This is a genomic window from Kitasatospora sp. NPDC086801 (genome assembly GCF_044745805.1).
Classification (GTDB): Bacteria; Actinomycetota; Actinomycetes; order Streptomycetales; family Streptomycetaceae; genus Kitasatospora.
On sequence record NZ_JBIVAX010000014.1, the window covers coordinates 15,291 to 35,575 of the forward strand.

General features: G+C 74.5%; 22 protein-coding genes. 10 read left to right on the forward strand and 12 right to left on the reverse strand.

The annotated features are described in order from the left end of the window. Positions 1-17 precede the first annotated feature (17 nt). Positions 18-1,808, reverse strand: a complete 1,791-nt coding sequence (polX, locus tag ACIPLC_RS17565; RefSeq protein WP_400473874.1) for a DNA polymerase/3'-5' exonuclease PolX — start codon at positions 1,806-1,808, stop codon at positions 18-20. Positions 1,809-2,298: 490 nt separating this feature from the next. On the opposite strand from polX, the gene ACIPLC_RS17570 reads away from it, so the two are divergent. From ACIPLC_RS17570 to ACIPLC_RS17580, 3 genes are all read left to right on the forward strand, one after another. Then, complete coding sequence (locus ACIPLC_RS17570; protein WP_400473875.1) at positions 2,299-2,985, forward strand: hypothetical protein; 687 nt, start codon at positions 2,299-2,301, stop codon at positions 2,983-2,985. A 115-nt stretch (positions 2,986-3,100) separates the two neighbouring features. Then, positions 3,101-3,790, forward strand: a complete 690-nt coding sequence (locus ACIPLC_RS17575; RefSeq protein WP_400473876.1) for an ArsR/SmtB family transcription factor — start codon at positions 3,101-3,103, stop codon at positions 3,788-3,790. After that, positions 3,787-5,202 (forward strand): MFS transporter, encoded by a 1,416-nt coding sequence (locus tag ACIPLC_RS17580; RefSeq protein ID WP_400473877.1) that lies wholly within the window; start codon positions 3,787-3,789, stop codon positions 5,200-5,202. Before ACIPLC_RS17575 ends, ACIPLC_RS17580 begins: the two co-directional genes overlap by 4 nt. A gap of 50 nt (positions 5,203-5,252) precedes the next feature. Here the strand turns inward: ACIPLC_RS17580 and ACIPLC_RS17585 are convergent, their stop codons facing one another. From ACIPLC_RS17585 to ACIPLC_RS17595, 3 genes are all read right to left on the reverse strand, one after another. Further along, on the reverse strand, positions 5,253-6,494 hold the full coding sequence (locus tag ACIPLC_RS17585; RefSeq protein ID WP_400473878.1) for a GNAT family N-acetyltransferase: 1,242 nt from the start codon (positions 6,492-6,494) through the stop codon (positions 5,253-5,255). Between the two features lie 183 nt (positions 6,495-6,677). Then, on the reverse strand, positions 6,678-6,959 hold the full coding sequence (locus ACIPLC_RS17590) for a DUF6629 family protein (RefSeq protein ID WP_400473879.1): 282 nt from the start codon (positions 6,957-6,959) through the stop codon (positions 6,678-6,680). A gap of 39 nt (positions 6,960-6,998) precedes the next feature. Continuing rightward, positions 6,999-7,991: a DMT family transporter gene (locus ACIPLC_RS17595; RefSeq protein ID WP_400473880.1), complete on the reverse strand. Its 993-nt coding sequence runs from the start codon at positions 7,989-7,991 to the stop codon at positions 6,999-7,001. 298 nt (positions 7,992-8,289) lie between these two features. On the opposite strand from ACIPLC_RS17595, the gene ACIPLC_RS17600 reads away from it, so the two are divergent. Next, complete coding sequence (locus ACIPLC_RS17600) at positions 8,290-8,553, forward strand: dsRBD fold-containing protein (RefSeq protein ID WP_400473881.1); 264 nt, start codon at positions 8,290-8,292, stop codon at positions 8,551-8,553. Between the two features lie 280 nt (positions 8,554-8,833). On the opposite strand, the gene ACIPLC_RS17605 is transcribed toward ACIPLC_RS17600, so the two are convergent. Then, positions 8,834-9,721: an alpha/beta fold hydrolase gene (locus tag ACIPLC_RS17605; RefSeq protein ID WP_400473882.1), complete on the reverse strand. Its 888-nt coding sequence runs from the start codon at positions 9,719-9,721 to the stop codon at positions 8,834-8,836. A gap of 109 nt (positions 9,722-9,830) precedes the next feature. Here ACIPLC_RS17605 and ACIPLC_RS17610 point away from each other — a divergent pair, with 109 nt between their 5' ends. Then, on the forward strand, positions 9,831-10,286 hold the full coding sequence (locus ACIPLC_RS17610) for a MarR family winged helix-turn-helix transcriptional regulator (RefSeq protein ID WP_400473883.1): 456 nt from the start codon (positions 9,831-9,833) through the stop codon (positions 10,284-10,286). Between the two features lie 11 nt (positions 10,287-10,297). On the opposite strand, the gene ACIPLC_RS17615 is transcribed toward ACIPLC_RS17610, so the two are convergent. Next, entirely contained in the window at positions 10,298-10,645 is a 348-nt protein-coding gene (locus tag ACIPLC_RS17615) for a hypothetical protein (protein WP_400473884.1), read from the reverse strand. 106 nt (positions 10,646-10,751) lie between these two features. Next, on the reverse strand, positions 10,752-11,675 hold the full coding sequence (locus ACIPLC_RS17620; RefSeq protein WP_400473885.1) for an AEC family transporter: 924 nt from the start codon (positions 11,673-11,675) through the stop codon (positions 10,752-10,754). A gap of 108 nt (positions 11,676-11,783) precedes the next feature. Between ACIPLC_RS17620 and ACIPLC_RS17625 the strand changes: the two genes are divergently transcribed. Next, positions 11,784-12,263: an HD domain-containing protein gene (locus tag ACIPLC_RS17625; RefSeq protein ID WP_400473886.1), complete on the forward strand. Its 480-nt coding sequence runs from the start codon at positions 11,784-11,786 to the stop codon at positions 12,261-12,263. Between the two features lie 271 nt (positions 12,264-12,534). Here the strand turns inward: ACIPLC_RS17625 and ACIPLC_RS17630 are convergent, their stop codons facing one another. Further along, a complete protein-coding gene (locus tag ACIPLC_RS17630) occupies positions 12,535-12,909 on the reverse strand; it encodes a transglycosylase SLT domain-containing protein (protein ID WP_400473887.1) in 375 nt (124 codons plus the stop codon). Positions 12,910-13,491: 582 nt separating this feature from the next. After that, positions 13,492-15,105 (reverse strand): carboxyl transferase domain-containing protein, encoded by a 1,614-nt coding sequence (locus tag ACIPLC_RS17635; protein ID WP_400473888.1) that lies wholly within the window; start codon positions 15,103-15,105, stop codon positions 13,492-13,494. Positions 15,106-15,456: 351 nt separating this feature from the next. On the opposite strand from ACIPLC_RS17635, the gene ACIPLC_RS17640 reads away from it, so the two are divergent. After that, a complete protein-coding gene (locus ACIPLC_RS17640) occupies positions 15,457-15,789 on the forward strand; it encodes a ribonuclease (protein ID WP_400473996.1) in 333 nt (110 codons plus the stop codon). Between the two features lie 151 nt (positions 15,790-15,940). On the opposite strand, the gene ACIPLC_RS17645 is transcribed toward ACIPLC_RS17640, so the two are convergent. Next, entirely contained in the window at positions 15,941-16,759 is an 819-nt protein-coding gene (locus tag ACIPLC_RS17645; RefSeq protein WP_400473889.1) for an MOSC domain-containing protein, read from the reverse strand. A gap of 124 nt (positions 16,760-16,883) precedes the next feature. Here ACIPLC_RS17645 and ACIPLC_RS17650 point away from each other — a divergent pair, with 124 nt between their 5' ends. Next, positions 16,884-17,555 (forward strand): TetR/AcrR family transcriptional regulator, encoded by a 672-nt coding sequence (locus ACIPLC_RS17650; RefSeq protein WP_400473890.1) that lies wholly within the window; start codon positions 16,884-16,886, stop codon positions 17,553-17,555. Positions 17,556-17,675: 120 nt separating this feature from the next. On the opposite strand, the gene ACIPLC_RS17655 is transcribed toward ACIPLC_RS17650, so the two are convergent. Beyond that, positions 17,676-17,975, reverse strand: coding sequence for an SDR family oxidoreductase (locus ACIPLC_RS17655; RefSeq protein WP_400473891.1), 300 nt, complete (start codon positions 17,973-17,975; stop codon positions 17,676-17,678). A 110-nt stretch (positions 17,976-18,085) separates the two neighbouring features. On the opposite strand from ACIPLC_RS17655, the gene ACIPLC_RS17660 reads away from it, so the two are divergent. Together ACIPLC_RS17660 and ACIPLC_RS17665 are read left to right on the forward strand one after the other, a co-directional pair. Next, entirely contained in the window at positions 18,086-18,694 is a 609-nt protein-coding gene (locus tag ACIPLC_RS17660) for a TetR/AcrR family transcriptional regulator (RefSeq protein WP_400473892.1), read from the forward strand. A gap of 228 nt (positions 18,695-18,922) precedes the next feature. Continuing rightward, positions 18,923-19,480 carry a universal stress protein gene (locus ACIPLC_RS17665; protein ID WP_400473893.1) on the forward strand — a complete coding sequence of 186 codons (558 nt, stop codon included), beginning with the start codon at positions 18,923-18,925 and terminating at the stop codon, positions 19,478-19,480. Between the two features lie 25 nt (positions 19,481-19,505). Here the strand turns inward: ACIPLC_RS17665 and ACIPLC_RS17670 are convergent, their stop codons facing one another. Next, the gene (locus ACIPLC_RS17670; RefSeq protein ID WP_400473894.1) at positions 19,506-20,216 is read right to left on the reverse strand and encodes an alpha/beta hydrolase family protein; all 711 of its coding nucleotides are present in this window, start codon (positions 20,214-20,216) and stop codon (positions 19,506-19,508) included. Between the last annotated feature and the right edge of the window lie 69 nt (positions 20,217-20,285).

Here is a 20,285-nt window from a genome sequence, read left to right on the forward strand (position 1 = left end):
CGTGCTCAGCGGCGGGGTCAAGCCGGCCGCAGTGCGTCCTTGCGGAGGAAGCGCTTCAGCCGCTGCCAGGGCCAGGTGTTGATCACGTCCTCGGCGGTGAGCCAGCCGCGCTGCGCCGTACCGATGCCGAAGCGCGGGTAGCCGAGTTGCCCGGTCGCGTGGGCGTCGCTGTCGATCGCGAAGCGGACGCCGTGCCGCTTCGCCCGCAGGACGTCCTCGTCGCGCAGGTCGAGCCGCTGCGGGGAACCGTTGATCTCGATCGCGGTGCCGGTGCGCGCGGCGGCCGCGAACACCGCGTCCAGGTCGACGTCGATCGGGCCGCGGCGGCCGATCCTCCGGGTGGTGAGGTGGCCGATGACGTGCACGTACGGATTCTCGCAGGCGCGGATCAGGCGGCGGGTCTGGGCGGCCCGGTCGGCGGTGAAGTGCGAGTGCACGGAGGCCACGCAGACGTCGAAGCCGGCCAGGAACTCGGGCGGCCAGTCCACCCCGCCGTCCGGGCCGATGTTCAGCTCGGTGCCGTGCAGGAGGCGCAGCTTCCGGTGCCGGTCGGCGAGTCGGCGCAGCCGCTCGCGCTGGGCGAGCATCTTCTCGTCCGTCATCCGCTGCATCACCAGGTCGGGCGCGTGGTCGGTGACGGCGTAGTAGGAGTAGCCGCGGGCGGCCGCGGTGTCGACCATCTCCTCCAGGGTGGCCAGGCCGTCGGTCAGGTCGGTGTGCGTGTGCAGGTCTCCGCGCAGGTCCGACTCCTGGACCAGGTCCGGGAGTTCGCCGCGCAGGGCGGCCTCGATCTCGCCCCGGTCCTCGCGCAGCGGCGGCGCGATCCAGGGCAGGCCGAGCGCCGCGTACACCTCGTCCTCGGTCGCGGACGCCACCTTGGCGCCGTCCCCGCCCGCGCCGTCCCCGCCCGCGTCGTCCCCGCCCGCGTCGTCCTTCCCCGCGTCGGCGATCCGGAACAGGCCGTACTCCGAGAGCTTCAGCCCGGCCCGGACGGCCATCGTGCGCAGCTTGATGTTGTGCGCCTTCGACCCGGTGAAGTAGACGAGCGCCGCGCCCCAGTCCTCCTCCGGGACGACCCGCAGGTCCACCTGCACGCCCCCGGTGGTGCGCACCGAGGTCTTGGTCGGACCGCTCGCGATCACCTCGGCCACGTACGGGAGTCCGGTGAGCGCGGCCATCAGCGGGGCGGAGTCGGCGGCGGTCGCCAGCACGTCGACGTCGCCCACCGTCTCACGCATCCGGCGCAGCGACCCCGCGTACGCGCAACGGGTGCAGCCGGGCACGGCGGACAGCGCGGCGACGAGTTGCTCGGCCAGTTCGGTGGCCGCGTCGAGCAGCGTGCGGCCGCCGGACCGCCGCAGCAACTCGATGCCGTGCAGGATCTTCTCGCCGCTGCGCTCGCCGAAGCCCGCCACGCCGGACAGCCGGTCGGAGCGGACCGCCTCGGCCAGGTCGTCGACGGAGGCGATGCCCAGGTCGCGGTAGAGGGCGAGGGCGCGCTTGGGGCCGACGCCGGGCACGGCCGTCATCTCCCGCACCCCGGACGGGACCTTGGCACGCAGGGCCTCCAGAGCGGTGATCCGCCCGGTGGCGAGGTACTCGGCGACCTTCTCGGCGGTGGACTTCCCGACGCCGGGGATCTGCTGCAGGCCCTTGGCGTCCAGATCGGCGACGTCCTCGGAGTGGCCGCCCACCGCCCGGGCGGCCTTCTCGTAGGCACGCGCCCGGAAGGCGTCCCCGCCGGTGATGTTGATCAGGTCGGCGAACTCCTGGAGCAGTTCCCGCACCTGGTCGTTGAGCCGGGGCATGGGGCCAGTCTAGGGCGGGTTTCGTCATTCCCGCCGGGCGCGATTCCCGCCGGGCGTGCGACGCTCCCCCGGCCTGGTGGCCGGGAGGTGCCCCCAGACGTCCGCCCCCAGACATCCGCCCCCAGGCTTCGGCCGGGCGCCCGACGCCGCGCGCTGATCCGACGCGCATGATGGGACACGCCCTGGACGGGTCCTCGAACTCCCGCCCGGGCGGCGGCCCTCCGGGTGGACGAGGGGAGTCCGAAGGCCGGCCCTGGGTTTCGGCGGCGCCGCGGCGCGGGCCCGGAGGGGCCGGTGCTCGGGCCTGCCCCGCCGGTCGGCGGGTGTGGGACCGGCCGACCGGCGGGGGGCGGCGCCCGGTTCGCGTCCCGGAGCCCGATTGTCACCCGGACGAGTGAGGCGCAGGCTGACAGCAGGGTCTGGGAAGCGGCCCTCGCCGGTCGGCCGCGGCACTGATGACGGCCGCCGTCGATGCACGAGGGGCAGGGCGATGGCAAGCGGGAAGCTCTGGGGCTATGTCGCATCGGGGGCCAGGGCGCTCGGCGCCCTCGGGGGCCCGGGAGGCCCCGGCGGCGGGCTGGTGGGCGAGGAGCCAGGACCGTTCCGACCGGGCGGGATGGCCGGGCCCCGGGCGCTGTCCCGGCCGGAACTGGAGCGCGTCGAGTGGACCGGCCGACAGGCCGGCTGCGAACCGCAGGCGCGGCACGTCCAGGTGGCCGAGGCGGTGCGCCGGGTGCTGCGCGGTGGCGGCCGGGCGGCGGCGGTGACGGCCCGGCTGGCGCCGGGGCTGCCGGTGGTGGCCGGGGACGCCCGGCGGCTGGAGGCCGCGCTCGCGGGCCTGGTCGACCACGCGATCCGGCGCAGCCCGCCCGGCGGGCGGGTGCTGGTCCGCGCCGAGGTGGCGGGCGGGCCGGGGCCGACCGCGACGGCGCTGCGGGCGGCCGGGCTGAGCGGGGCGGCGCGACCGCGCGGGCGGGTGGAGATCCGGGTGGCCGACCGGGGGTCGTCCGAGCTGCCCGGGGCGCGTGAGTGGCTGCTCGCGGGCGTGCGCGCCGACGGGCCGGTCGGGCCCGCCGTGCACAGCCTGGTGCTGGCGGCGGGTGGGCGGTTGGCGGTGGAGGCCACGCCGGGCGGCGGGCTGACGGTGGTGCTGCTGCTGGTGGTCGCGCACGGCTGACCGCGTCCCTTCGCGGGCCGCCGGCCTCGTCGGCCGGTGACCTCCGCGCCAACCGCAAAGACATCTTCGCAAAAAACACTTTGCAAAGAGGTCTTTGCGGTCCTACGCTCCTGCCATGACCGATGAACGCGGCTGGATGCACAGCGACAACCCACACATCGTCCTCACGGCCAAGGGCATGCGGGCGATGGCCCACCCCGTGCGCATGCAACTGGTCGGGCTGCTGCGCAAGGACGGGCCCTCCACGGCGACCAGGCTCGCCGAGAAGCTGGGGCTCAACTCCGGGGCGACGAGCTACCACCTCCGCCAGCTCGCCGCCGCGGGCTTCGTCGAGGAGGATCCCGAGCGCGGCAACGCCCGCGACCGGTGGTGGCGTTCGGCCCACAAGTTCACCGTCTGGACTGGCGACGAGATGGCCGACGAGGAGCCCGACACGGCCGTCGGCTTCCTGCGGTCCGTCCTCACCGCCCACGCCCTGACCGCACAGCGCTCGATCGACGCCTTCGAGACGATGCCGCGGGAGTGGCGCAAGGCGGTCGGCCTCAGTGACGTGCTGCTGCAGCTCACCGCCGAGGAGGCCGAGCAACTGGCCGCCGATCTGTCCGCGGTGGTGCGGCGCTACCGTGCACTGGACGCGGCGGGGCCGGCCCCGGAGGGCACCGAGCGGGTCGCCGTGGTCGTCCACGTGCTGCCCGATGCGAGTGCTGGCACCGACGCAGAGACCGACGCCGACGCCGAGACCGACGCCGAGACCGACACGGGCACTGACACGGGCACTGACACCGGCGAGGTGGAGTCCCGATGACCACCGCCGTCGACGCGCCCGCGCGCAGCCTCCGGCCGTTGGTCGGGGTGCTCTCCGCGATGGCCGTCTCCATCACCGGGACGCGCGTCTCGGCCATCGCCCTGCCCTGGTTCGTCCTGGCCACCACCGGCAGCGCCACCATGACGGGCCTGGTCGCCTTCGCCGAGATGGCGCCGTACGTGTTAGTCAAGGCGCTGACCGGGCCGCTGGTCGACCGGCTCGGGCCGCGGGTGGTGTCCTGGACGACGGACTTGGTGAGCGCCGTCGCGGCCGGGTTGATCCCGCTGCTGCACGCCCTGGGACTGCTGCCGTTCGGGGTGCTGCTGGCGATGGTCGCGGTGATCGGCGCGATGCGGGGGCCGGGGGATCTGGCCAAGTCGGTCATGGTCCCGGAGGCCGCCGACCGGGTCAGGGTGCCGATGGAGCGCGCCACCGGCCTCTCCGGCGTCACCGAACGGCTGGCCTCCACGATCGGCCCGGCGGTCGGCGGCGGGCTGGTCGCGCTGATGGGCCCGCTGGCCGGGCTGGCGCTCAACGCGGCCACCTTCGCCCTGGGATCCCTCGTCATCGCCTTCGCCCTGCCGCGCGGGATGGGGCGCGCGGCGGCCCCGGCGCCCGCTGCCGCGCCGGCCGCCGGGGACGGGGCCGGGGCTGGCGCCGGGGCCGAACCGGCAGGCTACTGGCGGATGTTCCGCGAGGGCTTCACCTTCCTGCGGTCCGAGCCGCTGCTGCTCGCAGTGACCGTGACGGTCGGCATCACCAATCTGCTCGACGCCGGGTTCATGACGGTCCTCGTCCCGGTCTGGGCGCGGGAGTCCGGCAACGGCCCGGCCGTCATCGGGCTGACCGGCACCGCCCTGGGGATCACGGCGGTCGGCGGCAGCCTGATCGCGGCGACCGTCGCCCACCGGTTGCCCCGCCGGACGGTGTTCTTCGCCGGCTTCCTGATCGTCGGGGCGCCGCGCTTCCTGGTGCTCGCGTGCGACGCGCCGCTGTGGGTGGTGCTCACGGTCTTCGCGGTCGGCGGCTTCGGCAGCGGCTTCCTCAACCCGATCCTCGGCGCGGTGCTCTTCGAGCGGGTGCCCCGCCACCTGCTCGGCCGCGTCCACGCCCTCGGAGACTCCCTCGCCTGGGCCGGCATCCCCCTCGGCGGTCTGCTGGCCGGCGCGGCGGTGAGCCTCGTCGGGCTGATACCCACCCTGGTCGCGGGCGGCGTCCTCTACTTCGCCACCACCAACCTGGCCGGGTTGCGGCCGGAGTGGCGCGAGATGGACCGCCAGCGCGGCCGGACGGGCACCGCCGCCGAGGCGAAGCCCGAACCCGAGGCGAAGCCCGAACCCGAGCCGAAGCACGAACCCGAGGCGAAGCCCGAGCCGGAGCCTGGGCCCGAGCCGATCCCGGTTCGCTCGTAAGCCTCGTTGTTCAACGCCTGCAGGGTCCCAGAGGGGAGGCGAGCGTGCGGTCAGAACCAGTGCAGGCAGAGCGGGGAGCGCTCGGCGCGGAAGAGGGCGTCGGCGAGCGCGGCCGCGCCAGGGCGGTGCGCCCGGATGTGTCCGGCCCGTACGAGCGTGCTCGGGGTGGTGCCGCCGAGGTAGACCGAGCCCAGGTCGCTCACGTCCAGGGACAGGTCCGGCTCCCGGTCCGTCGGGACGCAGTCGGCCTTCCCGTCCCGGACGGTCAGCAGATAGCGGCCGTGCTCGCCCAGGAACGGGTCGTCGACGTCGAGGACGAGCTCGCCGTCCGCGAACCAGCCGCGCGAGGTCAGCGCACGCGGGACGTCCAGCAGCCGCACCCAGAGCCAGTCGGTGGTGCTGCTCCCCTCCCCGGCGTTGAAGTCCGCGAGCTGCCAGCGCAGTGGGTGGTCGGACGGAACGTGCTTGAACACGACCTGGGAGACCAGGTCGTGTCCGAGTGCGAACCGGGCCAGCGCCGTGGCGACGGCGTCGTCGGTGGCGATGGTCTCGTCGACCGTCAAGGTGCCGTCGCCGAGCGAGTAACTGGCGTAGCCGTCCGGGACGCCGTCGGCATCCCGGTGGACTGCGACGTAGCGCGGCACCGAAGAGACCGGGGGCCGCCCCGCGCCCAAGGCCCACCAGCGGTGCGGCCGGGACAGTGCGCCGGGCTGGGCGCGGCGGTACCGGTCGTAGACCGCTTCCAGGATCTCGCCGCACTCGGCACGCCGCAGCAGCTCGATCGAGCCGGCGTCCGAGCCGGCCGCCGGGGTGTCGGCAGGGGCGTCGGCCGTTCCGCGCGCCCGGGGGAGGGCGAAGGCGGCCCGGTGGCGCGGCACCGTCAGCCGCTGTGTGTAGGTCGCCGGCCCGTAGCCGAACCTGCGGTAGATCACGGCCTCGGAGGCCAGCAGCACGGAGAGGAACTCCCCGCGGGCCCGGAACTCGGTGAGCTGGTGCCGCATCATCGCGGTGAGCACGCCCTGGCGTCGGTGCGAGGGCAGGACGCCGACGCCGGTCACCCCGCTGGTGGGGGCGAGGACCGCACCGGGCAGGGTGAGCTCGAAGGAGTACGCACCGGCGGTGCCGACGGGCCGCCCGTCCGCCGTCACGGCGAGCAGGTTGCGGTCCATCTCGGTCGCCGACCACCAGGTCCCGCCGCCTTCGGTCGGGGTTTCCGGGAAGAGCCCGAACGCGGCATGGAGCGTGTCGACGAAGACGTCGAGGTCCTGATCGGTTGTCGGACGGATCTCCATCGCTACCGCTGCCTCCCCTGGTTGACGGCACCACGGCTCGTGGCGCCCCGCCACAGTGCAGCGTCGACCCGTGGCCCGGTCAAGCGAATTACGGCCCGACACCGGTGAGTCGAGCCTGACGAACCGGCGCCTCGGCACCCGCCTCACGTGGACCGGCTAGCGCCGTTCACCACCCGGCGCCGTTCACTGGCCGTCGACGGGCGGGCGCCCGGCCCAGTGGGGGAGCAGCAGGCCGGCCAGGGCCGCCGTGGCGCACCAGCTGGAGACGAAGGCGAGCCGCCAGGGCAGGGCACAGAGCGCGGCGCCCGCGCCGGTGAGCAGGCCGAGGCGGCGCAGCAGGCGGTCGCCGCTCGCGAGCAGCGAGCCGACGGTGGTCAGGAGGTAGCCGGTCAGGAGGAGCGCCTGGTGCGGGGTGCCGACGCCGTAGCCGGCCGGGTGGCCGGGCTCGGTGGCCGCGCACCACACCCCGGCAAGATCCGCCGGACAGGCACTACCGGACAGGCACTATGCGCCGTCATCGGGGCCGCGCCCCGGGCCGTTCGGATTCTCGGTTGGACCGTTCCCGGGGCCGTTCACCGGACGGTTGCCGGGGCCTTCCTCGGGCCGTTCGTCCTCCGGTGGCGCCCCGACGCCCTCCAGGGTTTCGCGGACGCTGCCCGGCATCGCCGGATGGCGGCCGATCACGACCACCCCGACCACGATGGCCAGCAGCCCGACCGACTCCCAGGCCAGCGCACCCGGTGTCACCCGCAGCCGGTCGCCGAGGAAGCCGACCGCGCAGGCGATCCCGGCCAGCGGCTGGGCGGCGGTCAGCGCCGGCAGGGACATCCGCAGCGGTGCGGCCTCGAAGGCGCTCTGCACCAGCAGCAGCCCGACCACGCCCGCCGCCACCACCGCGTACGGCTGCCAGCTGCGCAGCACCGCCTCCAGCCCGCCGTGGTCGAGGCGCTGGGTGGTGGTGCGGGTCAGCGCGTCCTGGAGGCCGTAGAGCAGGCCGGCCGCGAGGGCCAGCAGGGTGGCCTCCTCGAACAGCGGCAGCCGCCGGGCCAGCGAGACCAGCAGCAGGGTCAGCCCGACCACCGTGCCGACCACCAGCCAGTGCCGCAGTTCCCCGGCGGGCGCACCGCCGCCGGTGGGTCGGCCGGCCAGGATGAACGCCGTCACCCCGAGGCCGAGCAGCAGCACCCCGAGCCAGCCCGAGCGGCCGAGGGTCTGGCGGGTCAGCACCCGGGAGAGCGCCATGGCGAACAGCAGGTTGGTCGCGAGCAGCGGTTCGACGAGCGAGACCTCGCCCTGGTTGAGGGCGAGCGCGGAGAGGATCAGTCCGCACACCATGAACCCGGTGCCGAGCAGCCACTCGGGCATCCGCATCAGATCCAGGAGCAGCCGCCAGTGCAGCAGGTCGGCACGGGGCGCCCGCTGCGCCGCGTGCTGCTGGAGGACGAAGCCGAGGCCCAGGCAGCAGGCGGCGCCGAGGGCGAGGAGGAAGACCGCCACGGAGGGACCACCCGGTTGTCACTGCCCGCGCCGCGCCGGCGGGTCCGGGTTCGCGGTCGCGGCGCGCTTCCGTCAGCGTACCGCCGGGTCGGCGGCGGGGCCCGGTCGGCGACGGCGGACGCGGCGGAGCCGGGAGAGTCGGGGAGGGAGGCGCCGGGGGCGGGGGCGGGCCAGGCCCGGGGCGGCCGCGCTTGCCGCCACGGGCCGGACGGGCGCACGCTGGTGTGAGCGGCCGCCACGGCTCACCGTCCGTGCCGGTCCGGACAGGCGCGAGGGGGCCGCTGCCAGGAGGTGTGGCATGCACAACCAGTGGGACGTGGAGCTGAGCTTCGAGGAAGACGGAGTGCACACGGCGTGCGAGGCCAGGCTGACCGGTGCGCGGGCGCCGGGCCTGCGCGGCCACGGGGAGTCGATGAAGAGCACGGACGACCGCCCGCTCGCCAGGATCGGCGAGGAGGTCGCGGCCTCCCGCGCCCTGGAGGAGCTGTCCCGCAAGCTGCGGGCGCAGGCCACCGGGGAGATCGACGACGAAGGGCACCGCCCGGGGTACCTGATCTACTGACCCCCCGCCATCTACTGACCCCCGCCGCTGACCCCCGCCGCGCTTGCGCGGGACGGCTCAGGACCGGGGATCGGCCGGCTGGTCGTTGATCGCGGTCCGGAGCCGGGTGCCCGCCGGGAGGGTGCCGCGCGCTGTTCCAGGACGGTCCGGGTCAGCCCCGCGTGTTCGCCCGCCGAGGTGGCGACGGCCGGGCCGTCGCGGCCCGTACGACTCCGAGCCCTCACCCCCGTGCCCCGCCGTCCGGGCGTCCCGCCGTCCGCGCATCCGGGCCGACAGGGCTTCAGCCGTGAGCGGTGGCGAGGAATCCGGTCAGCCGGGCGTTGACCTCCGCCGCGCCCGCCATGGGCAGGTTGTGGTGCGAGAGGCCAGGCAGGACGGCGACCGTCGCTTCGGGCAGGGCGCGGCGGGCGGCTTCGGCGACCCGGGGGGCGTGGTGGGTGCGGCTGTGTTCGGCGAACAGGGCGAGGGTCGGGGTGGTGAGGGTGCGCAGCCGGTCGGGGCCGGGGCGGGGGCCGGTGATGACGCGGGTGGCGGGGAAGTCGGCGTATCCGAGGGCGTAGACCTCGCGCCAGCCGGGGTCCGGGCGGGGGCCGTCGCCGGTCTCCCAGCCGAGGTAGGAGCGGGCCCGGTCGGCGGTGCGGCGGGGGAGGAAGAGCGGCACGGCGCGCAGGAGGTAGTCGGGGCGGAAGCCGGCGAAGCACTGGGTGGGGTCGAGGAGGGCGAGCCGGTCGACCCGGGCGGGCGCGTGCAGGGCGTACTCCAGGGCGATCCAGCCGCCGTAGGAGTGTCCGCAGAAGTCGGCCCGGGGGATGTCGAGTCGGTCGAGGACGGCGTCCAGCCAGCCGAGCAGCCCGGGGACGTCGGTGACCGGGGCGCCGTCGTGGACGCTGCGGCCGGGGTCGCCGATGAGGTCGGGGGCGAGGACGCGGTGCCCGGCGGCCGTCCACGCGGCGACGTTGGCGAACCACATGGTGGAGGTGGCGCCGCCGCCGTGCAGCAGGACGAGGGGGCGGCCGTCGGCCGGGCCGCAGGCGTTGATCCGGGTGGTGCCGTGGGGCGTTCGGACGGTGAGGCGCTCGACCGGGACGGGCCAGCGGGCCAGCAGCGCGTCGTAGGCGGCGAGGAAGGCGGCGGTGCGGGTGGGGGAGTGCGTGGTGCGGGCGGACATGATGGGCCTCCGCGGTGGTGAGGGAATCACTCGCTGAATCACTCGTTGCACAAGTATCTCGCTGAACGAGAGAATACTGGCCCATGCGTGCCGGAGGAAGGACGAGAGGGTGTCCGAAGTTGAGGAGTCGATCCGGCTGGTCCACCTGTTGCGTGGTCTGACCGTCGAACTCGACCTGTTCGGGGCCGAGTTCGCGGCCCGCAACGGTCTGCACCCGACCGATCTGCGGGCGCTGATCCACCTGCTGGACGCCTCCCGGGCCGGCCGGGTGGTCACCCCGGGCCGGCTCGGGGAGGCGCTGCGGTTGAACTCGGCGGGCACCACCGGCCTGGTGGACCGGCTGGAACGCCTCGGGCTGATCCGCCGCGAGCGCGATCCGCAGGACCGGCGGAAGGTCCGGCTGGTGGTCGAGGAACGGGCGATGGAGTTGGGGGAGGGCTTCTTCGGCGGGCTGATCGGCGACTTGGTCTCGGCGATGGGGCGGTTCGACCCGGTGGAGCTGGCGACGGCCCGACGCTTCCTGGAGGCCATGGCCGGCGTGGTGGCCGCCGCCAGGGGGGAGTGACCGGCGGGGCGTCAGAACCAGGTCTCGCCGTAGTGCGGCCCGGGGTGGTCCTCGCGCAGCAGGCAGATGTTGGGGTCGCGCGGCGGCTCCGGCCCCTCGTACGGGCCGACGGCCGGACAGCGCGGCCCCACCTCGACCAGGTACTCGGGCCAGGACGCCCAGTGCAGGTCGAAGCCGACGCCCTGGACCAGCGCGGAATGGGTGCCGCCGTGCCCGCCGGCGAGGTCGCAGCGCAGGCGCGGCTCGATCAGGAAGGCGCCGCGCGGAATGGTGTTGTAGTGGTCCACGTCCGTCTGCGGCAGCGTGACGACGGACGGACAGTGGTGGAACTCTGCGGAGCGGGGGTCCGGTTGGCTCATGGGCGCCAGCATTCCACCGGGAGCCGGACGGGGGCCCCGGTTCCCCGCTTTTGTACGGCTCGCGGGGGACAACTGTCGTGCCGTGTACGGGTTGCCGTCACACGCCCTAGCCGGCGAGGGACCAGCTGATCGCCGACAGGGTCACCATCGACGCCAGGGTCGACCAGAGCACCGAGTCCCGGGCGAGCCCGGTGCCCTGCCCGTACTCGCGGGCGTAGACGTAGACGTTCTGCGCGGTGGGCAGGGCGGAGAAGAGCACCACGGTGAGCAGTTGGTGGGAGGACAGGTGGAGCAGCGGGCCGGCCACCGCGAAGGCGATCAGCGGCTGTATCAGGGTCTTGACCGCGACGGTCAGTCCGACCTCGGCGTGGCGCGAATGCCCGGTGGCCGGCGGGCGGTTGTGCAGCGACATGCCGAGGGCGACCAGGGCGGTCGGCACGCCGGCGCCGCCGAGCAGTTCGCAGGAACGGTTCAGCTCGGCGGGCAGGTGCAGCCCGCCGGCGGAGGCGGCGGCGCCGAGTGCGGTGGCCAGCAGGATGGGATTGCGCAGCGGCAGGGTGAGCAGGGCCCGGCGGCCGGCCGCGCCGCCGTCGAGGACGGCCAGCACCGCGGGCGTGACCACCAGGATCTGGAACAGCACCACCGGTGCGACGAAGGAGGCGTCACCGAGGAGCTGCATCGCCACCGGGATGCCGAGGTTGGCCGAGTTGACGTACCCGCAGGCCATCGCGCCGATCGCCAACTCGCCGGGCTTGCGCCGGAACAGCAGGCGCCCGACGAGCAGCCCGAGGCCGATCGAAACGGTGGTGCCGGCGGCGAAGGCGAGCATCGAGGGGTTGGCGAAATGGTCCAGCGGGGTGCGGGCGATCATCAGGAACAGCGAGGCCGGCATCGCCACGTGGAAGACGAACCGGTTGAGCACCGGCTCCGCGTGCGGCCCGAGCAGCCCGGTCCGGCCGACCAGGTAGCCGATGCCGGTCAGCGCCCAGATCGGGGCGAATCCGGACAGCAGGGGATGCAGGGCTGGCATGGTTCCTCGGATCGCTCGGACGGTCTGCCGGGTGGGCCGGGGGTCTCCTGCCCCGGGGCAGTAAACCAGTGAGCGTGAACGGGGGGATCACGGGCCTACGATGAGCCGATGGAGCCCGAGAACGCGCCGATGGAGCCCGAGTACCTGAGCCTGGCCGAGGTGGAGGCGATCGCCCGCCGCGCGCACGAGGGGCAGGTCGACAAGAACGGCCACCCGTACGGCGAGCACATCGCGGCGGTCGCACGCGGGACGGCCGCGCGCGGCGGCAGCGACGCCCAGATCGCGGCGGGCTGGCTGCACGACACCGTCGAGGACGACCGGCTGAGCCGGGAGTGGCTGGTGCGGGCCGCACTGCCCGAGGCCACCAAGACGATCGTGGACGCGCTCACCCGCCGCTCCGGCGAGCCGGCCGAGGCGTACACCGCGCGCGTCCTGGCCACGCCCGGCGCGCTGCTGGTCAAGCGCGCCGACCTCGCCCACAACTCGGACCCGGCCCGGCTGGCCGCGCTGGACGCCGCGACCGCCGAACGGTTGGCCGCCAAGTACGCGCGGATGCGTGAACTGCTCGGGCTCACCGGCGAGCTCTGAGCGGCGGGGTGTCGCCCGGGCGTCGCCCGGGCGTCGCCCGGGCGTCCAGACGGAACCGGGGGAGGTCTGGGCGAACCGCGAGGGCGCGGTGAGCCCCGAGAGATCCGGGCGAACCGTGAGGCGTGCCGCGCGAACCACGAGAGGGCCCGGGCCACGCGGATCGCGCGGGCCCGAGCCCTCTGGGGTCACCCCGGTGATCCCTGTCCGACCCCCGGGGTGAGGGGGGAGTGGTCAGGATGCGGGTGGAGTACGGTCAGCCGAGTCGGTCGGCTTAGTACCAGTGGTTGGCCTGCCAGAAGTTCCAGGCGGCGTTCGGGCTGCCGTAGCGGGAGTTCATGTAGTCCAGCGCCCACTTGATCTGGGTGGTCGCGTTGGTCTGCCAGTCGGAGCCGTGCGTCGCCATCTTGGAGCCCGGCAGCGCCTGGGCCAGGCCGTACGCGCCCGAGCTGGGGTTGGTCGCGGTCACGTTCCAGCTGGACTCGTGGGCGATGATCTGGCTGAAGGCGGCCAGCTGGTTCGCCGGGACGATCTGGGCGGCCACGGCCTGCGGGGAGAGGGTGGCGGCGTTTGCGGTGGCGGGCAGCACACCCGCGCCCAGGGCGGTCAGACCGGCGGCGCCGGCCAGAATCGCGGCGGAAGTGCGCATACGGAGCTTGAAAGTGGGCATGAAGAACAAGACCTCAATCAGGTTGGGCCGGGTCACACCCCGCCTTGGATCATGGCCGGACAGGGGCCAAAAGGTTCGTGGGGCGTGACTCGGCAGTTAGTCGCTACCGGCGGGACAGGTGCCGGTGCGGCTGACGACTGAGCCATTGTTGCCAGGCCGGATCGGCTGCTGCCAAGACCCCCTTGTTACGACCCACCGTCGTACGGGGCGCGGCTGCCGTGGATTCGAAGGGTCGGCTGCGCGGAGCGCGCCGACCGGTTGTGACCTGCACGGACACCTCGTCGGCGAGGTGGGGCGCAGCCGCCCGGAAGCTGCCACTATCGCCCGTCGTGGACCGCAATCCGGTGTGAGCGCACTCACCGTTCAGGTCGTTCCGGCCGTCACCCGCCGGTCTGCGGTCGGCACATTGGGTACAGACGATCTCGCCCCCGTTGAGACCGGCGCCACACCCGCCGGGCGCCCGGAGAAGGCCGTCGGGTGCCCGGAAGAAACCGGAAGAAACCGGAAGAGACCGGAAGAGACCGGCGGGCCCCGGCGGAGATCGCCGGGGCCCGCCGGGGTTCAGCGGAGGTCGCCGAGCCGGCGGTGGCGCCGGGCCCGCGCCGCGAGGCGGTCCGGCTCCGGCAGGGCCGCCAGCCCGCCGAGCGCCGCACCGATAGCCCGCCCGAGCCGCGCGCAGAACGCCTCCGGCTCGTCGGCCGCGTCCGGCCGTTCCTCGACCACCTCGTCCACCAGCCCGACTTCCCTCAGGTGGCCGGCGCCGATGCCCTGGGAACGGGCCAGCTCGGCGGCGTGCCCGCCGTCCCGGTGGACGATCGCGGACGCGCCCTCCGGCGGCAGCGGCGCCAGCCAGGCGTGTCCGGCGGCGATCACCCGGTCGGCCGGGAGCAGCGCCAGCGCGCCGCCGCCCGAGCCCTGGCCGAGCAGCACCGCGAGGACGGGCGTGCGCAGCGCGAGCAGGGTGGTCAGGCAGTGCGCGATCTCGACCGCGATCCCGTCCAGTTCGGCCTGCGCGGACAGTTCGGCCCCGGCCGTGTCCACCACCGTGACCAGCGGCAGCCCCAGTTGCTCCGCCACCCGCGCGGTGCGCCGGACGGCCCGCAGGTCGGCGGCGGTGAACGGGCGTTCGTGCTCCGGGGTCTGCCGCTGCTGGCCGACCACCAGCACCGGCCGGCCCCCGAGGACGGCGAGGGCACGGACGAGCGCGCCGTCCCGCCCGCCGGGGGCGTCCAGCAGCACCAGTTCCTCGGCGGTGTGGCGCAGCAGCTCGCGGGTGCCCGGGCGGTCGGGGCGCCGGGTGCGGCGGACGGAGTCCCAGGCGTCGGGGTGCTCGGCGGGACTGGGACTGGGGTCGGGGTGCTCGGCGGGACTGGGACTGGGACTGGGGTCGGTGCCGGGGGCGGCGCCGGTGCCGAGGTGGTCCGGGCTGCCCGGGGCGGGCGCGGTGGTGGCGAGGACGGCGAGCGTGCGGCGGACCAGCTCGCGCAGTTCCTGCGGCGGCACGACGGCGTCCACCAGGCCGCGCCCGGCGAGCGTCTCCGCCCGCTGCACGTCCGGGGGCAGCTCCACACCGCGCAGTTCCTCGTACACGCGCGGGCCGAGGAAGCCGAGCCGGGCGCCCGGCTCGGCGAACACCAGCTGGCCGAGCGTGCCCCAGGAGGCGAAGACCCCGCCCATGGTCGGGTTCCGTAGATAGGTGAGATAGGGGAGGCCGGCCGCGCGGTGCGCCTGGACGGCGGCGGTGATCCGCAGCATGCACAGGAAGGCCGCCGACCCCTCCTGCATGCGCGTCCCGCCGGAGACGGGCAGGGCGAGCAGCGGCAGCCGTTCGGCGGTGGCGCGTTCGACGGCGCGGGTGATCCGCTCGGCGGTGGCGACGCCGATCGAGCCGCCGAGGAAGCCGAACTCGGAGGCGACCAGCGCCACCGGTCGCCCGCCGACCAGACCGACACCGGTGAGGACGGCCTCGTCGAGGCCGGTGCGTGCGCGGGCCCGGTCGAGCGAGGCGCGGTAGCCGGGGTCGGCGGGTGGGCCGGCAGGCGGCTCGTCCCAGCTCTGGAAGCCGCCCGGGTCGACCAGCAGTCCGATCAGCTGTCGGGCCGTCAGCGGCGTGCCCGCGCCCGCGCCCTTGCCCGGGTGCGCGCTCGTGTTGTTCGTGTTCGTCCCCGTGTTCATGCCCACCCCGTCAGCGGTCGTTCCGGCCCGACATGATCCGTCACTCTATGCGGCGCGACTGGAGCGGGGAGCGAACGTGAGGAAGGTGTGAGGAGGCCGACAGCGGTCGTGTCGCTAGTTCGATGGCGGTCGACCCATGGGGTGTCCGGGCGGTTCGTGGACGGCGCCGGCGAGGCCCGGCGGTGGGCCGGGATACGGCTCAAGTCGCTGGTCAGGCACGTGAGTTACTCGCCGGTTAATAGTTCGTCGCAGGGCTTCCGGAGTTGTCGGTGGCTCGCCACACTGGTGGACATGACCCGCACTCTACGCGCGTGGAAGACCCGCGCTGCCGCCGTCACCGCCGTCGCCCTGATGACCCTCGCGCCCGTCGCCGTCGCCACCGAGGCGCACGCCGACGTGAGCGGCACGGTGTGTCTGTCCACCCTCCCGCCCGAGGCGACCGACACCCTCAACCTGATCGCCACCGACGGGCCGTTCCCCTACTCCCAGGACGGCGTCGTGTTCCAGAACAGGGAGCACGTCCTGCCCAGCCAGTCCTACGGCTACTACCACGAGTACACCGTCATCACGCCCGGTGCTCCGACCCGCGGCACCCGCCGGATCATCACCGGCGAGGCGACCCGGGAGGACTACTACACCGGCGACCACTACGTCACGTTCTCGCTGATCGACCAGGGCTGCTGAACGCGCCCCTGAACGCGCCCCACCCTTCCCCGGCCCCGGCACACTTCTCCGCCGGGGCCGCCGGGGCCGCCGGGGCCGGGGAACGCCGGGGGGCGGCCCGCATGCCCGCAGTAGCTCCCGCGCCCGCCCCGGCGGCCCGCCGCGACCGGCCTCAGAGCTCGGACGGCCCCCAGGCGTCCACCGCCAGCTCGTCCCCGACCCGCAGCGTGCCGGGCCGCAGCACCGCGAACTTGCTGCCGAACGCGACCCCGCCGACCGCCGCCCGACGGTAGCCGGCCAGCGTCCGCAGCGGCTCCGGACCGGCCTTGGCGCCCGTCGACTGGTCGACCAGCGTCACCGCGCAGCGGATCGCGAGCTTGGCGTAGCCCAACTCGGCGCCGCCCACGGTGATCCGACGGGCCAGATCCTCGGTGTGCGGCTCGTCCCAGCCGTCCACCACCACGTTCGGGCGGAACCGGTCCACCGACATCGGGAGTCCGCCGCTCAGCGCGTTGAAGCGATCCAGCGACGCGCGGGACAGCAGGTGCACCGCGCAGCTGTCGGCGTAGCCGGACGTGCCCGGTATCAGCCCGTCGGTCACCCGGTCGTGCTCCGGCGGCACCCGGACCAGCCGACTGCGCACCCCCAGCACCCCGGACAGCCAGCCGGCCACCTCCTCGCCCTGGTCGATCCCGAAGAACGGGGCGCCGAACAGCTGCACCGCCCGGCGCGGGCCCTCGGTGTCCACGGCGACGGTCACCGGCTCCACGCCCGGGGCGTCGAGGGTCAGCCGGTGGCCGTCCTCCCCGACCGTCGGGCGGACCGTGGCCAGCAGTCGGTCCCGGCGCTGGGAGCGGAACACCCCGTCCTCGTCCACCACCATGAACGCCCGGTCGTGGGCCAGCCCCGCCGGAGTCAGCTCCGCCTGCGCCACCTCGACCCCGGCACACCCCTTCACCGGGTAGTACCGCAACTCCACCACTTCGGCCATGGCCGCCCCCTCGACTCACCGCGGCCCCTCGCGGGCCGCTGCGGACCCCTTGCGGAATCAACGCCTCCGTAGGGTAGTTGACCGCCGCCCGGCCACCCGCCCCCGGGATTGCTAGGGTCGGGACATGGCACCGAGCAGCGCAAACCCCCCGGGAAGGCTCCGGCGCGACGCCCAGCGCAACCGCGACCTGCTGCTCGCCGCCGCCCGCGGCATGTTCTCCCGGCACGGCCTCGACGTCCCGTTGGACCAGATCGCCAAGGAGGCCGGCGTCGGCAACGCCACCCTCTACCGCCACTTCCCGACCCGCGAGGCGCTGATCGGCGAAGTGTTCGCCGACGCCGCCACCAGCCTGGCCGGGGCCGGCGAGGACGCCCTCGCCGCCGAGGACGCCTGGACCGCCCTCGAACGCTACTTCGGACGCATCTTCGAACTCGTCGCCGCCGACCGGGGCATCAACGACCTCGTCACCCAGGCCATCCCCACCATCCCCGGCATGATCGAGATCAGTCGCCGGCACGCCACCACCGTCGGCGTCCTCATCGCCCGCGCCCAGGACCAGGGCACCATGCGGCGAGACGTGGTCACCATGGACCTGCTGTTCCTGCTCGGCCCGCTCTGCCGCGCCCTGCCCGCCACCACGGACCTGCGCCCCGACCTGTGGCGCCGCTACCTCGCCCTGCTCCTCGACGGCTTCCGCACCCAGGCCACCCACCCCCTGCCCGTCCCCCCGATCGGCGAGGAACACCTGGACCGGATGTTCGCCGACCTCTGGGAAGCCGAACCGCCCGAGGCCTAGGCGAAGGTGAGAAGGGCGTCCACCGGGGCCGGCGGCTCGCAGCGGCCATGGCCCGATCGCCGGCCCCGGTGAACGCTCCCGGTGAACGTCCCCGGTCGGAGCCGGGTGCGGAATGGTCCGTCAGGGGCGGGCATGGACGCCGATGCCCCCGGAGACGACGAGGTTGTCGCCGGTGATGTAGCCGGCGGCGTCCGAGGCGAGGAAGGCCACGGCTTCGGCGACGTCGGCGGGAGCACCGACGCGGCCGAGCGGGACGCCCCGAGCCCAGGAGCCGATCGTTTCCCGGGAGACGCCCATCTTGCTGTAGGCGGGGGTGTCGATCAGTCCCGGGCTGACGGCGTTGACGCGGATGCGGCGGGGGGCGAGTTCGAGCGCGAGGGACCGCACGAGGGGCAGCAGGGCGCCCTTGGCGGCCGTCATGGCGGCTCCGACCCCTTCGCCGGCGCCCACGGTGAACACCACCGAGGCTGGCAGTGACTGCCAAGCTACGGGTGGGTGCCACTCTGGCAGTGCTGGGTTAGCCTGGGCGCATGAAGCAGGAAGCCGAGACGGCGAGGGTTGCACCGGCCACGCTGTGGGACCGGACACGGCAGCTGGCCTCCCGAGAGATCCTTGAGACGGCTCTGCGCCTGTTCACCGAGCAGGGCTACGACGAGACGACCATCGCCCAGATCGCCCGGGAGTCCGGCGTCTCCCAGCGCACCCTCTTCCGCTACTTCGGTACCAAGGAGGACCTTCTCGGCGGCGGCCAGGACCGGTTCGGGCAGGTCCTGACCGACGCGATCGGCGAACTGCCGGCCGACGTCGGTGCCTGGGAGGCCCTGCGCACGGGAGTCGCCGCCGTACTGGCCTTGCACACCAGCCGCGAACAGGCCCTGGAACGGTTCCGTCTCCTGCACAACACCGCCTCGCTGCGTGCCGGTTGGCTCGAGAAGCGACTGCGGTTCCAGGAGGACCTGCTGCCGCTCGTCGAGGCGCGCATGGACGCTGCCACCGGCAGCGTGGACGCGAAGGCCCGCGCGGTGATCGCGACGGCGTTCGCCTGCCTGGACGCCGCATTGATGACGTGGGTCGACGACGGCGGCAAGGGCGACATCATGGACCTGTACGACGAGTGCCTGGCTGCCGTGCGCGGCTGACCGGCCCGGGGCGCCGTGACGGCGGTGCCCGGATCGTCCGCCGCACGGCCGAGGGGCCGCGGACGACGGCTACGTACGTGCTGATCCCCGGGGACATCAGGGACGCGTACGGAACGCCCGTGCGCGCGTCAGAGGCGTGTCAACGGGCACCGGGGGTGCGGCACCGGCCCGCTTTGCTGGGGGGCGACAGCACGGCACGGCGGTACGGACCGAGAGGCGGGGCGAACCATGGCGGACAGTGAGATAGCCGGCGCAGGCGAGGCGGCGGAGCGGTCCGACCGCGCGGGCCGGATCGTCGTCGGCATCAGCGGCTCGCTCGGCAGCCTCGCCGCCCTCCACCACGCCGTCGCCGAAGCCCGCCGCACCGACACCGACGTCCTCGCACTCCTCTGCTGGACCTCGCCCGGCGAAGAGCTCGGCTACCGCCGCACACCCTGCCCGGCCGCCATCACCGCCGGCCGCGACGCCGCCGTGGCCCGGCTCCGGCAAGCCCTCGACGAGGCCTTCGCCGGCCGCTACGCCGGAGCCCGGCTGCGCTGCCAGGCCGTCCGCGGCGACACCGGGCACACCCTGGTCCGCTTCGCCGACCGCCCCGACGACCTGCTCGTCCTCGGCGCGGGCAGCAGCCGCGGTCGCCTCTCCCGCGTGCTGCGCCCGTCCGTCACCGCCTACTGCGTCCGGCACGCGAGCTGCCCCGTCCTGGCCGTCCCCCGGCCGCCGTTGCAGCGTGACCTGGAGGCCATGGAACGCGGCCACGGCCTGCGCGCCCTCGTCGCGGGGCGGTAGGCCGCGCCTGCACGCGGTGCCGCCCTTACGACAACCCGGCCGCCTCGGCGAGGACGGCGGCGGTGCGGCGGCCGGCGCGCAGCACGGCTTCGGCGGTGGTGGGGAGGCAGCGGTCGGCCTCGGCGTCGTACACGGTCATGACGACGCCCGCGTGGTCGGTGGCGAGTGCGAGGAACTCGGCCGTCGGTACGGCAGCGCTCAGTTGCCGGGTGTGCTCGATGTCCAGCACCCCGTCCTCCGTGCCGTGGACCAGCCAGAGCGGGACGGGGGAGGGCTGCTCGGTCAGGAGGTCGAGGGGGGCGTCCCCGGTGGTGACCGCCGGGCGGGCGTAGCTGGAGGAGATGCCGACGGCGGCGACGGGGCGCAGCTCGGCGGGGGTGTCCGGGTGGGTGGCCACGGCTATGGCCTCCCGGCCGCCCAGTGACCAGCCGGCCAGGACCAGGCGGTCCGGGTCCCCGCCGTACGCGGCGGCGGAGCGGCGGGCGTGGGCGAGCGAGGCGAGCAGTTCGGCGCGGCCGCCGTCCGTCCGGTCGGAGCGCCAGTCCGGGACGAACACCAGCAGGCCGAGCCCGGCGGCCTCCTGGGCCAGCGGCCGCAGCACGTCGCGCTCGTCGGGGCCCCGACCGTGCCAGAGCAGTACGACGGGCGCGGGCCCGGCGGTGTCGGCGGGCGGGTGGTGGACGTCCATCAGTCGCCCGTCGGCGTACGGGATGGCTTCGGGTTGAGCGCTCGTCATGCGGGGTTCGCCTCCGGTTCGGTGCCTGATCACGGAGCTGGTACTGTACTTCTCGTCGCGAGGGAGATG